Here is a 14,016-nt window from a genome sequence, read left to right as displayed (position 1 = left end):
TCCCCGACGAGTCGGAAGAAGTCGATCAAGCATCCGGTCGACCAGATGCTGCCGATTCCCAAGCTCGGTATCTATGGGTTGCAGCATGTGCTGGCGTTCTACGCCGGTGCGGTGGTGGTGCCGATCCTGCTGGCGTCGGCCATCGGGCTGACCCAGGAGCAGTTGATCCACCTGATCAACGCGGACCTGTTCACCTGCGGTATCGCGTCCATCATCCAGTCCATCGGGTTCTGGAAGATCGGCGTCAGACTGCCGTTGCTGCAGGGCGTGACGTTCACCGCGGTGTCTCCGATGATCGCCATCGCGATGGCTGCCGGCGGCGGAACCGAAGGGCTGCTGTACATCTACGGCGCGGTGATCGTCGCCGGATTGTTCACCTTCTTCATCGCGCCCTACTTCGCCAAGCTGATCCGGTTCTTCCCACCGGTCGTCACCGGCACGGTCATCACGATCATCGGCATCGCACTGCTGCCGGTCGCCGCACTGGACGCGGTCGGTGGTGGGGCCAACCCGGATCCGACCAGCGGCAAGAATCTGGCCTACGCCATGGGCACGCTGGCGGTCATCGTGATCATCCAGCGGGTGTTCAAGGGCTTCATGGCAACGGTGGCGGTGTTGGCCGGTCTGGTGATCGGTACCGCGGTCGCCTTCTTCCTTGGCGACGCCAGCTTCAGCAGCGTCGGCACGTCGGAGTGGTTCGGCGTGACCACACCGTTCTTCTTCGGCATCCCCAAGTTCTCGGCCGCCGCGATCATCTCGATGATCGTGGTCATGCTGATCACCGCGGTGGAGACCACCGGCGACGTCTTCGCCACCGGCGAGATCGTCGAGAAGCGGGTCGGTGCAGAGGATGTCTCCAAGGCACTCCGGGCCGACGGCCTGTCCACCTTCATCGGCGGGGTGCTGAACTCCTTCCCGTACACCTGCTTCGCGGAGAACGTCGGGCTGGTCCGGTTGACCCGGGTGAAGAGCCGCTATGTGGTCGCCGCCGCGGGTGTCTTCATGATCCTGATCGGCCTGATCCCCAAGGCCGGTGCGCTGGTTGCCAGCGTCCCGCCGCCGGTGCTCGGCGGCGCGGCCATCGCGATGTTCGCGACCGTCGCCGTTGTCGGTATCCAGACCCTCGCGCGGGTGGACTTCCACGATCACCGCAACGTCGTCATCGTCGGCACCAGCATCGGTCTGGCCATGTTCGTCACGGTGCAACCCGATGTGGCGAAGGCGGTTCCGGAGTGGGCACAGATCATCTTCGGCAGCGGCATCACCCTGGGCAGCCTCACCGCCATCCTGCTGAACCTGGTCTTCCACCACGTGGGCAAGAACTTCGGGCCGGCGGTGGCCGGCACCCCGGGCACCGGCGTGATCCGGCTGGACCAGGTGAACGAGATGAGCCGGGAAACCTTTGTCGAGACCTTCGGCCGGCTGTTCCAGGGCCCGACCTGGGTGGTGGAGCGGGCCTACGACCAGCGCCCGTTCAGCGACACCCACGACCTGCGGATGGCCTTCCAGGAATCGCTGTTCTCGGCCGATCGGACCGAGCAGCGCGACCTGCTGTCGTTCTACCCCGACCTCGGCAGCGACGCCGTCGATGGCGAGACACGTAGCGAGGAAACCGAACGGGACCAGGGTTCGGTCGGTCTGACGATGCTCAACGACGAGGACCATGAGGAATTCGCGCATCTCACCGAGGCCTACCGGGACCGCTTCGGCATCCCGCTGATCGTCTCTGTGCGGGACGTGGACAAGCGCGACGAGATCCTCACGACCGGCTGGGAGCGGATGCAGAACGCGCCGACCCAGGAGCACGCAGCGGCGATCATCGAGGTGGCCAAGATCGCCAACCACCGGTTCGACGACCTGGTCGCCGACGCCAGCCCCATCCTGGGTGCCAGGGCGGTAAGGATGGAGGCTGCGCCGTTCTCCGGTCCGAGCCGGCACACCCCCGGGCACAGCGGGTCCGGTGCTGGTCTGGTGCGGTTCAACCAGCAGTCCGAGGCTGACGCCAGGGCAACGCTGCAGACCTGCCTGGATGTGCCGCGCTGGGTGGACGATGTCCTGACCGGACGGCCGTACGACTCGGCGCCTGCGGTGCTGCACCGGGCACGGACCGCCGCGGCGTCCTTCTCCGATGAGGAGATCGAGACGGCACTGGCCCGTCATCCCAGGATCGGCGAGCGGGCGCAGGCCGGTCACGACGCCGAGTTCTCAGCCAGGGAGCAGGCGGCCGTCGGCGACGCCGATCCGACCGTGACCGCAGCGATCCGGGCCGGAAACGCGGAGTACGAGAACCGGTTCGATCGGGTGTTCCTCATCCGCGCGGCCGGCCGACCGGCCACCGAGATCCTCAGCGAACTGCGTCGCCGGCTGAACAACACCCCCGCTGCGGAGCGGGCCGAGGTGGTCACCCAGTTGCGGGAGATCGCGCTCACCCGGCTGGAGAAGGTGCTGGCCTGATGCCCGACGGGCCTCGCACATCCCTCGTCCTGGACGGCGCCCACGTCGTCACGATGGACGTGGCGCGTTCCGAGTACGCCGGCGGCCACGTGGTGATCACCGACAACACGATCACCGCCGTGGCCCCGGGACCGGCGCCCCGGGACATCCCCGGCGCCGAGTACGTCGACGCCACCGGATGCCTGGTCACGCCGGGCCTGGTGAACACCCACCACCACCTGTACCAGTGGATCACCAGGGGCCAGGCGGTCGATGACACGCTGTTCGGTTGGCTGACCACCCTGTATCCGGTGTGGGGGCGGATCGACGCCGACCTGGTGCACACCGCGGCGAGCGGTGGGCTGGCCTGGCTCGCCGGGACCGGTTGCACCACCACCACCGACCACCACTACGTCTTCCCGCATGACGGCGGCGACGTCCTGCACGCGGAGATCAGCGCCGCGTCCAGGGTGGGGTTGCGGTTCCACCCCACCCGCGGATCGATGGACCTGGGGCAGAGCAAAGGTGGACTGCCACCGGACAATGTCGTTGAAGACATCGACGCCATTCTCACCGCGACCGCGGCGGCGATCGACAAGTACCACGACGCGTCGTTCGATTCGATGTTGCGGATCGGAGTCGCGCCGTGCTCCCCGTTCTCGGTGACCGGCGACCTGCTGCGGCAGGCCGCGGAACTGGCTCGGGCCAAGGGTGTTCGGATGCACACCCACCTGTGCGAGACACTCGACGAGGAGGAGTTCTGCCGGGAGTCGTTCGGCTGCTCCCCCGTCGAGTACGCCGGGTCCCTCGGCTGGCTGGGACCCGATGTCTGGCTGGCACACGCGGTGCACCTGTCGGACGCGGCGATCGCCGAATTGGCCGCCACCTGCACCTCGGTGGCGCACTGCCCGACGTCCAACGCCCGGCTCGGCGCGGGCATCTGCCGGAGCCGGGACCTGCGCGACGCCGGCGTCGCGGTGGGGCTCGGCGTCGACGGCGCCGCGTCCAACGAGGCCTGCTCGCTGCTGGAGGAGGTCCGGCACGCGCTGCTGTTCGCCAGAGCGAAGGGCGGCCCGCGCGCCCTCACGGTGCGCGACTCGCTGGAGATGGCCACGATGGGCGGCGCGCGAGTCCTCGGCCGAGAGAACGAGATCGGCTCGCTGGAGGCCGGAAAGCTGGCCGATCTGGCAGTGTGGCGGCTGGACACGCTGGCGCACCTCGACATCGCCGACCCGGTCGCCGCCCTGGTGCTCGGTGCGCCGCCGCCGTTGGAACGCCTTGTCGTGAACGGCCGGACGGTGCTCGAACGGGATCGTCTGCTCACCGTCGACGTGGACGCCCTGACCCGGGAAGTCGGCGCGGCCGGGAAGACCTTGCTGGCCAGAGCAGGCTGATGAACAAGCATCAGAGCCTGACCACCGCACCACAGAACTGCACCACAGATTGAGAGGGAGTTTCGTGAACGGGGAACCTCACCTGAAGGTCAACGGCACGGCGCACGAGCTCGGCGACGTCGGCGGTCACGTGACCCTGCTGGACTGGCTGCGCGGCAGCGGCTTCACCGGCAGCAAGGAAGGCTGCGCTGAGGGTGAATGCGGTGCCTGCGCCGTGCTGGTCTCCCGCCCCGACGGCGACGGCCATTCCCGCTGGACTGCGATCAACGCGTGCCTGGTGCCGGCCGCCGGCCTGGACAACCAGGAGGTGATCACCGCGGAAGGACTCGGTGCACCGGACGACCTGCACCCGGTCCAGCGCGAGATGGCGAACCGTGGCGGGTCTCAATGTGGTTACTGCACACCAGGTTTCATCTGCTCGATGGCCTCGGAGTTCTACCGGCCGGGTCGCTCCAACGGCTCCGGCAACGGCGCCGCCGCCACCCGGGCGGGTGTTGCCGGCAGCGTCAGCCACCACCTGCCGCCGACAGGGAACCCGAACGGCACCGAACGGGTTGCCGAGGTGGAACCCGATGGCAGCGGGTCTGCCGCGGAGCGTTTCCTCGGGCCGTCGGCCGTCGACCCGACGGCACCGGGCCACGCACCCGATCACGAGCACGGTCCCAACGGGTTCGACCTGCACTCGCTGTCCGGAAACCTGTGCCGGTGCACCGGGTACCGGCCGATCAGGGACGCCGCCTACGCCCTGGGCGAGCCGGCTGCCGACGACCCGCTGTTCGCCCGCCTCGGCCGACCGGCACCGGCTCCGGCGGCGACCCGGATCACCAGCGACGAGGGCACCTATGTCCGCCCGGCGGACCTGGCAGAGGTCCTCCGACTGCTCGCCGAGACGCCGTCCGCGCTGCTGGTCGCCGGTTCCACCGACTGGGGAGTGGAGCTGAACATCCGGCACCGGAGGTCGTCGCTCACGATCGGCATCGACCGACTCGCCGAGCTGCGGCAACTGGTCGTCGGGGACGACTCGATCGACATCGGTGCCGCGTTGACCTTCACGGAGATCGAACGTGGCCTGGCCGGGCGGATCCCACTGCTGGCCCAGATGCTGCCGCAGTTCGCGTCCCGGCTGATCCGCAACGGCGCCACCCTCGGCGGCAACCTCGGCACCGGCTCCCCGATCGGTGACAGCCCGCCGGCACTGCTCGCGCTGAACGCCTCGCTCGTGCTCGCCTCGAGCGACGGTGAGCGCGAGGTGCCGCTGGCCGACTACTTCACCGGTTACCGCACGTCGGTGCGACGACCCGGGGAACTGATCAAGGTGATCCGCGTTCCCACCCCGGTCGCGCCGATCAGCGCGTTCCACAAGATCGCCAAGCGACGGTTCGACGACATCTCCAGTGTCGCCGTCGGTTTCGCGCTCCGCCTCGACGAGAGCCCCGGGCGGGACAGGCCGGTGGTCGGTGACATCACGATCGGGCTCGGTGGGGTGGCCGCCACCCCACTGCGAGCACGGGACACCGAGGCCGCGTTGGCCGGACAACCCTGGACGCCCGAGGTGGTGGCTGCCGCGGCCGACATCCTCGCCGCCGAAGGCACCCCGATCAGCGATCACCGGGCCAGCGCCGGCTACCGGGCGGCCATGCTGGGTGAGTCCCTGCGCAAGTTCCATGCCCAGAACCCAGCACCCCCCAACCCGGTGGGACAGTTCCAGGAGGCCGGACAGCGATGAGCAAGGCACACGGCCCGTTGGCCGATCGGCCCAACAACCCGAAGGTCGGGTTGGAGATCCCGCACGAGAGTGCCGCCCTGCACGTGACCGGAAAGGCCCTCTACACCGACGATCTGGTCGCCAGGACGAGGGATGCGCTGTTCGCGTGGCCGCTGCAGGCGCCGCACGCCCACGCCCGGGTCAGCCGGCTGGACGTGGAACCCGCTTACGCCGTGCCCGGCGTGGTCCGGGTGCTCACGGCCGCCGACGTCCCGGGAGTGAACGACGCAGGCGTCAAGCACGACGAGCCGCTGTTCCCCACGGAGGTGATGTTCTACGGCCACGCGGTGGTCTGGGTGCTCGGCGAGACCGTCGACGCGGCCCGGAAGGGCGCCGACGCCATCGGGATCGAGTACACCCCACTGCCGTCACTGCTCACGGTGACCGAGGCCATCGAGGCCGAGAGTTTCCAGGGCACCCCGCGGACGGTCGCCCGTGGTGACATCGACGCCGGTTTCGCCGCGGCTGCGACGACGTTCGAGGGCGAGTTCGAGTTCGGCGGGCAGGAGCACTTCTACCTGGAGACGAACGCGGCCCTGGCTCTGGTGGACGAGAACGGCCAGATCTTCGTCCAGTCCAGCACCCAGCACCCGTCCGAGACGCAGGAAATCGTCGCGCACGTACTGGGTCTGGCCAGCCATCACGTCACCGTGCAGTGCCTGCGGATGGGCGGTGGCTTCGGCGGGAAGGAAATGCAGCCGCACGGCTTCGCCGCCATCGCGGCGCTGGGCGCGACCCTCACCGGCCGGCCGGTGCTGTTGCGACTCAACCGCACCCAGGACATCACGATGACCGGGAAGCGGCACCCGTTCCACGCCGTGTGGAAGGTGGGCTTCGACGCCGATCACCGGCTGTGCGCTCTGACCGCCACCCTGACCAGTGACGGCGGGTGGAGCCTGGATCTGTCCGAACCGGTCCTGGCCCGCGCCCTGTGTCACATCGACAACGCCTACTGGGTTCCGAACATCGTCGTGCACGGGCGGATCGCCAGGACCAACAAGACCTCACAGACAGCATTCCGCGGGTTCGGCGGCCCGCAGGGCATGATCGTCATGGAGGACATCCTGGGACGGTGTGCCCCGCTGCTGGGCATCCCGGCGGACGAGTTGCGGCGGCGGAACTTCTATCAGCCAGGACAGGCGACCCCCTACGGGCAGCCGGTGCGGCACGCGGAACGGCTGGCCGACATCTGGTCGATCCTCCACGATCGCAGTGACTTCGCCCGCCGGCAGGCAGCGATCGCGGCTTTCAACGACACGCATCCGGACACCAAACGGGCGTTGGCCATGACACCGGTGAAGTTCGGCATCTCGTTCAACCTGACGGCCTTCAACCAGGCCGGCGCGCTGGTCCATGTCTACAAGGACGGCTCCGTGCTGATCAACCACGGCGGCACCGAGATGGGTCAGGGCCTGCACACCAAGATGATCCAGGTCGCGGCCACCGCCCTCGGGGTGCCGCTCGGGTACGTCCGGCTCGCCCCGACCAGGACCGACAAGGTGCCCAACACCTCCGCCACCGCGGCCAGCTCGGGCGCGGACATCAACGGCGGCGCCATCAAGAACGCCTGCGATCAGATCCGCGGGCGACTGAACATCGTGGCGGCCGGCAAGCTGGGCATCCACCCCGACGACGTGCGGTACGTCGACGGCGTGATCACCGGAATCGGCTTCCACGACAGGCAGATCCCGTGGGCAGAACTGGTGCACGACGCCTACTTCCAGCGGGTGCAGCTGTGGGCCGCGGGCTTCTACCGCACGGCCGGCCTGCACTGGGATGCCGCCCGGATGCAGGGCGAACCGTTCAAGTACTTCGCCTACGGGGCCTCGGTGTCCGAGGTCGAGGTGGACGGCTTCACCGGCGCCTACCGGTTGCTGCGCGCCGACATCGTGCACGACGTCGGCGACAGCCTGTCGCCGCTGATCGACATCGGGCAGATCGAGGGAGGTTTCGTCCAGGGTGCCGGCTGGCTGACCCTGGAGGAGTTGCGCTGGGACACCACTGACGGCCCCCATCGCGGCCGGCTGAGCACCCAGGCGGCCAGCACCTACAAGATCCCGAGCTTCTCGGAAATGCCGGAGCAGTTCAACGTCCACCTGTACGACCGGGCGACGGAGTCCGGTGTGGTGTACGGCTCCAAAGCGGTGGGCGAACCGCCGTTGATGCACGCGTTCAGTGTGCGAGAAGCGTTGCGGCAAGCGGCCGCGGCCTTCGGGCCGCCCGGCTGGTCGGTGGATCTGGGCTGCCCGTCAACTCCGGAGGCGGTGTACTGGGCGGTCCGGACGGCGAAGGACGGACTGGCCGCGGATCCCCGCGCACATGGTGGTCGATCGGCTGCATCCTCGACGCCCGCTGTATTGACGGGGGTCTGAGCAGTGGACTGGCTCAGCGCTGTCGAGCAGTTGCGCCGGGACGCGCTACCCGGGGTGCTCGTCACGGTCATGACAGTCCGCGGTCACGCACCGCGGGATGCCGGAGCGAAGATGGTCGTCGGCGCAGACCACAGTTGGGGCAGCGTCGGCGGCGGCAATCTCGAAGAGGCCGCGCTGCGCCGCGCCCGTGAGCTGATCGCCTCCGCAGCAACCGTTCCCGAGACACAGGAGTTCAGGCTGAACGAGCATGCCAGGAACAGGCACGGTCGGCAGTGCTGCGGCGGGGAGGTCACCCTGCTGCTCGAACCCCTGCCCGCCCGACCCGTGGTGGCGGTTTTCGGCATCGGGCACGTCGGCTACGAACTCGCGAGGATCCTGTCTCGGCTGGAGATCGCGTTGCATCTGGTCGACTCCCGCGCCGACCAGGTGGATGAGTTCCGGCTGGCCGGCGTCACCGAGGGCGTTGCCGACGTCACGGTGCACCACGCGCTGCTCGGCGAGCAGGTGCTGGAACGGCTACCGCGCGGCGCCCACGTGCTGATCATGACGCACGACCACGCCGAAGATTTCGCGTTGTGCGACGCGGCTGTGCGGTTGCCGCACCTGGGCAGCATCGGCCTGATCGGATCGAGTTCCAAGTGGACCGGGTTCCGGCGCCGGCTCCGTGCAGAGGGCCATGCCGACGCGGTGATCGATCGGATCACCTCCCCGATCGGCATGCCCGGCATTGCCGGCAAGGAGCCGGCGGTGATCGCGGTCAGCGTCGCCTGCTCGCTGGTGCTGTCGATGCAGCAACAGGCGAGCGCCCGTGCGGACCGGTCCGCCACGACGGACTCCGAGCCGAACGCCGCTGTCGCCGCCGGGTGAGCCCCCGAGTCGAACAGAACCGATGCGGCTGTGCGGCATCAGCTCGGACGCTCATCCCGCTCCGAGGACCCGAACGTCAGGACAACCAGATGACACTGTTTCGCGCCACCATCATGGACACCACCGGCGACCCGTTCGACGGCGATCCCGCGGCATCCCTCGTCGCCGACCAGGACGGCGGCCTGCTGGTCCGGGACGGGATCATCATGGCCCGCGGCGCGTTCGCCACGCTGCGGGCAGCCCATCCGCAGGAGCCGGTCACCGTGCTCGACGGCGGACTGTTGCTGCCCGGATTCGTGGACACCCACGTGCACTACCCGCAGATCCGGGCCATCGGCGGGCTCGGCATGCCACTGCTCGACTGGCTGGAGCGCTGCGCGCTGCCCGAGGAGAGCCGGCTCGTCGAACCCGCATACGCGGCCGCGGTCGCCGACGAGTTCCTGGACGGTCTGCTCAGCTGCGGAACGACCAGCGCCCTGGTGTTCGGCTCGCACTTCGCGTCCGCCATGGACGTGTTGTTCGCGGGGGCTCTGCGACGCGGGTTGAACGTCACCGCCGGACTGGTGCTCAGCGACCGGATGCTGCGCCCGGACCTGCTCTGCTCGCCCGAGCAGGGTCTCACCGAGAGCCGGGCCCTGATGCAGCGCTGGCACGGCCGCGGCAGGCTGAGATACGCCGTCACCCCGCGGTTCTCGCTCTCCGCGTCGGAGGACCTGCTGGCGGCGTGTGGCGACCTGATGCAGGACCGCGACATCCAGGGCGGCGACGTCATGTTCACCTCCCACATCAACGAGAACCTCGCCGAGGTAGCGACCGTCGCAGGGCTGTTCCCGGGGAGCCGGGACTATCTGGACACCTACGACAAGCACGGGCTGGTCACCGACCACTCTGTGCTCGCGCACAACGTGCACGCCTCCGATGCCGAACTCGAGTTGCTCGGCGCGAACGGGGCCTTCGTGGCGCACTGCCCGACCAGCAACTCCGCACTCGGCAGCGGACTCTTCCCGATGCGGCGGCACCGCCAGCATGGAGTGGGCGTCGCCCTCGGCTCGGATGTCGGTGCGGGCACGGGACTGTTCCTGCCGAAGGAGGCCCTCCAGGCGTACTTCATGCAGCAGCTGCTGGGCGCCGACGGTTGGACGCTGGGCCCGGTTCACCTGCTCCACCTGGCAACCGCGGCGGGTGCCACCGCACTCGGGATCGCCGATCGGGTCGGCGATTTCACTCCCGGGAAGGAATTCGACGCAGTGTGGCTGCGACCCGCGGCCGGCAGCACCTACGGGGTCAATCTGGCCAACGCGGCCGACGCCGTCGATGCGCTGGCGCGCACATTCGCACTGGCCACCCCCGCCGATGTGGCATCGGTCTGGTTGCGCGGAGAACTGGTCCCGGGACCTGACGCCTGATGGCGAACCGACCCTTGACCCACCCGTGCATCGCCCATTAGTATCTTCCATACAGCAGAACTACTTTTCCACCATACGAAATCATACGAACGATAGATCAACGGAGATCCCCATGAGCCACTCGCTGCGATACGAGGTCAACTGCTCGATCCTGTTCACCGAACTGCCGCTGCTGGAGCGGCCCGCCGCGGCCAAGGCGGCCGGGTTCGATGCCGTCGAGTTCTGGTGGCCGTTCGCCGTTGCTGAGCCGAAGGATTCCGAGGTGGACGCCTTCGTCCGTGCGATCCAGGACGCCGGGGTCTCCCTCGTCGGACTGAACTTCTTCGCCGGTGACATGCCCGCTGGTGACCGCGGACTGGTCTCCTGGCCGGCCCGCTCGGCCGAGTTCCGGGCGAACATCCCGGTGGTGGCTGCGATCGGGGAACGGTTGGGCTGTAAAGCCTTCAACGCGTTGTACGGCAACCGGGTCGACGACGCCCCGGTTGCCGAGCAGGACGAGCTGGCCGCCGAGAACCTCACGCTGGCCGCTCAGGGTGTTGCCCACATCGGCGGCACCGTGCTGGTGGAACCGGTCAGCGGTTCGCCCCGCTACCCACTGCTCACCGCGGCCGACGTGGCGACGGTGATCGGCCGGGTCACCGCGAACGGTGGGCCGACCAACATCGGACTGCTCGCCGACCTGTACCACCTCGCCGTCAACGGTGACGACGTGGACAAGGTCATCGCCGACCACACGGGTGCACCGAACGGCATCGCGCACGTGCAGATCGCGGACTCCCCCGGCCGCGGAGCGCCCGGCACCGGCGAGCTCCCGCTGGAGCGTCAGCTCACCGACCTCCAGTCGCGCGGCTACCAGGGTTGGGTCGGCCTGGAATACAAGGCATCTCCGGAACACGCCGACACCGCAGCCAGTTTCGCCTGGTTGCCCCGGTCCCGCCGGTCGGTCGACGCGGCTGCGGCGCGCTGAAGTCCAGCACACCACAGCCGTCGGCCGTCATCCGCGACCCCGTCGGCACACCTCCGACGCACCACCCTCGACACACCTGAACAGGAGCCTCGCATGACCTCCATCGCCTTCATCGGTCTGGGCATCATGGGCAGCCCGATGGCCGTCCATCTGGCAAAAGCCGGGCACGACGTCGTCGGCTACAACCGATCCCCGGAGAAGACCGGCCCGCTCGTCGACGCCGGGGGGCGCGCCGCCGGCTCGGTGGCCGAGGCCGTCTCCGGCGCGGAGGTCATCGCCGTGATGGTGCCCGACTCCCCCTACGTCCGCGACGTGCTGGCCGGCTCACCGGACGCGGCCGGCGTCTTCGATGCGGCGAAGCCGGGCGCGCTGATCATCGACTTCTCCAGCATCCGTCCCGATGTCACCGTGGAGCTCGCCGAACAAGCTGTGGCGCGCGGCTTCCGGCTCATCGACGCACCGGTGTCCGGTGGCGAGGCGGGCGCGATCAACGCCGCGCTGTCGATCATGGTCGGCGGCACGGCGGAGGATTTTGCCGAGGCGGAGCCGATCCTGCAGGCCGTCGGGAAGACCATCGTGCACGTCGGACCCAATGGTTCCGGGCAGACGGTCAAGGCCGCGAACCAGCTGATCGTCGCCGCAAACATCCAGGTGCTCGCCGAAGCGGTGATCTTCCTCGAGGCCTACGGCGTCGACACGACCGCGGCGCTGAAGGTACTCGGCGGCGGGCTCGCCGGGTCGAAGGTACTGGACCAGAAGGGCGAGAAGATGCTCACCCGATCGTTCGATCCGGGCTTCCGGATCGAGCTGCACCACAAGGATCTCGGCATCGTCACCTCGGCCGCCAGGGAGGCCGGCGTCGTCATTCCGGTCGGTGGCCTGCTGGCCCAGCTGATGGCCTCCGCGAAGGCCGTGGGCGATGGCGGCCTGGACCATTCCGCTCTACTCCGGGGCGTGGAGCGCCTCTCCGGCCGCTAGCGACAACCGCGCGGCCACCTCCTTCTTCTGTTTTGATTCGAAAGGTCAACTGTCATGCCTCGTATGACCGCAGCACGCGCCGCGGTGGAGATACTCCGCCTGGAGGGCGTCACGAACGTCTTCGGGTTGCCTGGTGCCGCCATCAACCCGGTGTACCGCGCGATGCGCGACCAGGGCGAGATCTCGCACACCCTGGCGCGGCACGTCGAGGGTGCCTCGCACATGGCCGAGGGCTACACCCGCGCCGCCCCCGGAAACATCGGGGTGTGCATCGGCACGTCTGGGCCGGCCGGCACCGACATGATCACCGGGCTGTACTCCGCGTCCGCGGATTCCATCCCGATCCTGTGCATCACCGGGCAGGCACCTGTCTCCCGACTGCACAAGGAGGACTTCCAGGCGATCGATATTGCCGCCATCGCCTCCTCGGTCACCAAGATGGCGATGACCGTGCTGGAGCCCGCTCAGGTCCCCGGGGCGTTCCAGCAGGCGTTCCACCTGATGCGATCGGGCCGTCCCGGGCCGGTACTGATCGACCTGCCGATGGACGTCCAGATGACCGAGATCGAATTCGACCCGGACACCTACCAGCCACTTCCGGTCTACAAGCCGGCCGCGAGCCGGGCCCAGGTGGAGAAGGCCCTCGACCTGCTGGCTGCCGCGGAACGCCCGCTCATCGTCGCCGGTGGCGGCATCATCAACGCCGACGCCGCCGAACTGCTGGTCGAGTTCGCAGAGCTGACCGGGGTCCCGGTCATCCCCACCCTGATGGGCTGGGGCGCCATCCCGGACAACCACCCGCTGATGGCCGGCATGGTCGGTCTGCAGACCTCGCACCGCTACGGCAATGCCACGATGCTCGAGTCCGACTTCGTGCTGGGTATCGGAAACCGTTGGGCCAACCGGCATACCGGCGCCCTGGACGTCTACACCAAGGGCCGCACGTTCGTCCACGTGGACATCGAGCCGACCCAGATCGGCCGGGTCTTCGCCCCCGACTACGGCATCGTCTCGGACGCCGTGGCGGCGTTGGAACTGTTCGTTCAGGTGGCCCGCGAACGGAGCGAGGCCCGCGAGCTGCCGGATTACGGAGTGTGGGCCAAGGAATGTCAGGTCCGGAAGAGCACCCTGCAGCGCCGCACCCACTTCGAGAACGTGCCGATCAAGCCGCAGCGGGTGTACGAGGAGATGAACAAGGCGTTCGACGAGAGCACCCGCTACGTGAGCACCATCGGGCTGTCGCAGATCGCCGGCGCGCAGTTCCTGCACGTGTTCCATCCCCGGAATTGGATCAACTGCGGACAGGCCGGACCGCTGGGCTGGACCCTGCCCGCCGCTCTCGGGGTGGCCACCGCCGACCCTGACGCGACCGTCGTGGCGCTGTCCGGCGACTACGACTTCCAGTTCATGATCGAAGAACTGGCGGTCGGGGCGCAATTCCAGCGGCCGTACATCCATGTCGTGGTGAACAATGCCTACCTGGGCCTGATCCGGCAGTCGCAGCGCGGTTTCGAGATGGACTTCCAGGTGCAACTGTCGTTCGAGAACGTCAACTCCCCCGAGCTGGGTGGCTACGGCGTCGACCACGTCAAGGTGGCCGAGGGCCTGGGCTGCAAGGCGATCCGGGTGTTCGAGCCGGACCAGATCGCGCCGGCACTGGAGAAGGCGAAGGCGATGATGCACGAGTTCCGGGTTCCGGTCGTCGTCGAGGTCATCCTGGAGCGCGTCACCAACATCTCCATGGGCGGCGCCGACATCGCGAACGTCGTGGAGTTCGAAGAACTGGCCGAGCGCGGCGAGCACGCCCCCACCGCGATCTCCATGCTGGACTGAG

8 protein-coding genes and 2 pseudogenes are annotated in these 14,016 nt (G+C 68.5%); all 10 read left to right on the top strand.

All coding sequences use genetic code 11. From position 1 onward, the window contains the following. Nucleotides 1-45: 45 nt before the first annotated feature. Nucleotides 46-1,905: pseudogene (gene uraD / locus ACVBEQ_RS08120) on the top strand (2-oxo-4-hydroxy-4-carboxy-5-ureidoimidazoline decarboxylase); the annotation flags it as partial. Beyond that, nucleotides 1,903-2,454 (top strand): 2-oxo-4-hydroxy-4-carboxy-5-ureidoimidazoline decarboxylase, encoded by a 552-nt coding sequence (gene uraD / locus ACVBEQ_RS08115; RefSeq protein WP_447152885.1) that lies wholly within the window; start codon nucleotides 1,903-1,905, stop codon nucleotides 2,452-2,454. The pseudogene uraD (ACVBEQ_RS08120) and the gene uraD (ACVBEQ_RS08115), both read left to right, overlap by 3 nt. Continuing rightward, the gene (locus ACVBEQ_RS08110; protein WP_447152809.1) at nucleotides 2,454-3,827 is read left to right on the top strand and encodes an 8-oxoguanine deaminase; all 1,374 of its coding nucleotides are present in this window, start codon (nucleotides 2,454-2,456) and stop codon (nucleotides 3,825-3,827) included. The genes uraD (ACVBEQ_RS08115) and ACVBEQ_RS08110 overlap by 1 nt, the downstream gene beginning before the upstream one ends. A gap of 64 nt (nucleotides 3,828-3,891) precedes the next feature. Then, nucleotides 3,892-5,553, top strand: a complete 1,662-nt coding sequence (locus tag ACVBEQ_RS08105; RefSeq protein ID WP_447152808.1) for a xanthine dehydrogenase small subunit — start codon at nucleotides 3,892-3,894, stop codon at nucleotides 5,551-5,553. Further along, the gene (gene xdhB, locus ACVBEQ_RS08100; protein ID WP_447152807.1) at nucleotides 5,550-7,964 is read left to right on the top strand and encodes a xanthine dehydrogenase molybdopterin binding subunit; all 2,415 of its coding nucleotides are present in this window, start codon (nucleotides 5,550-5,552) and stop codon (nucleotides 7,962-7,964) included. The genes ACVBEQ_RS08105 and xdhB overlap by 4 nt, the downstream gene beginning before the upstream one ends. Before the next feature lie 3 nt (nucleotides 7,965-7,967). Beyond that, on the top strand, nucleotides 7,968-8,831 hold the full coding sequence (xdhC, locus tag ACVBEQ_RS08095; protein WP_447152806.1) for a xanthine dehydrogenase accessory protein XdhC: 864 nt from the start codon (nucleotides 7,968-7,970) through the stop codon (nucleotides 8,829-8,831). Between the two features lie 89 nt (nucleotides 8,832-8,920). Beyond that, nucleotides 8,921-10,237 carry a guanine deaminase gene (locus ACVBEQ_RS08090; protein WP_447152805.1) on the top strand — a complete coding sequence of 439 codons (1,317 nt, stop codon included), beginning with the start codon at nucleotides 8,921-8,923 and terminating at the stop codon, nucleotides 10,235-10,237. A gap of 112 nt (nucleotides 10,238-10,349) precedes the next feature. Further along, the gene (locus tag ACVBEQ_RS08085) at nucleotides 10,350-11,204 is read left to right on the top strand and encodes a hydroxypyruvate isomerase family protein (RefSeq protein WP_447152804.1); all 855 of its coding nucleotides are present in this window, start codon (nucleotides 10,350-10,352) and stop codon (nucleotides 11,202-11,204) included. An 81-nt stretch (nucleotides 11,205-11,285) separates the two neighbouring features. Then, nucleotides 11,286-12,182, top strand: a pseudogene (locus ACVBEQ_RS08080) (2-hydroxy-3-oxopropionate reductase); the annotation flags it as partial. A gap of 54 nt (nucleotides 12,183-12,236) precedes the next feature. Then, nucleotides 12,237-14,015 carry a glyoxylate carboligase gene (gene gcl / locus ACVBEQ_RS08075; protein WP_447152803.1) on the top strand — a complete coding sequence of 593 codons (1,779 nt, stop codon included), beginning with the start codon at nucleotides 12,237-12,239 and terminating at the stop codon, nucleotides 14,013-14,015. Nucleotide 14,016 lies beyond the last annotated feature (1 nt).

Source organism: Nakamurella sp. GG22 (assembly GCF_052976845.2).
The sequence above is the reverse complement of the archived record's forward strand: the minus strand, read 5'-3'. Positions and strand labels throughout refer to the sequence as shown.

What these genes read in the sequence shown, in the direction of transcription:
- ACVBEQ_RS08090 (WP_447152805.1), top strand. Translation starts at nt 8,921, where the DNA reads ATGACACTGTTTCGCGCCACCATCATGGACACCACCGGCGACCCGTTC.
- ACVBEQ_RS08110 (WP_447152809.1), top strand. Translation starts at nt 2,454, where the DNA reads ATGCCCGACGGGCCTCGCACATCCCTCGTCCTGGACGGCGCCCACGTC.
- gcl (WP_447152803.1), top strand. Translation starts at nt 12,237, where the DNA reads ATGCCTCGTATGACCGCAGCACGCGCCGCGGTGGAGATACTCCGCCTG.
- uraD (WP_447152885.1), top strand. Translation starts at nt 1,903, where the DNA reads ATGGAGGCTGCGCCGTTCTCCGGTCCGAGCCGGCACACCCCCGGGCAC.
- xdhB (WP_447152807.1), top strand. Translation starts at nt 5,550, where the DNA reads ATGAGCAAGGCACACGGCCCGTTGGCCGATCGGCCCAACAACCCGAAG.
- ACVBEQ_RS08085 (WP_447152804.1), top strand. Translation starts at nt 10,350, where the DNA reads ATGAGCCACTCGCTGCGATACGAGGTCAACTGCTCGATCCTGTTCACC.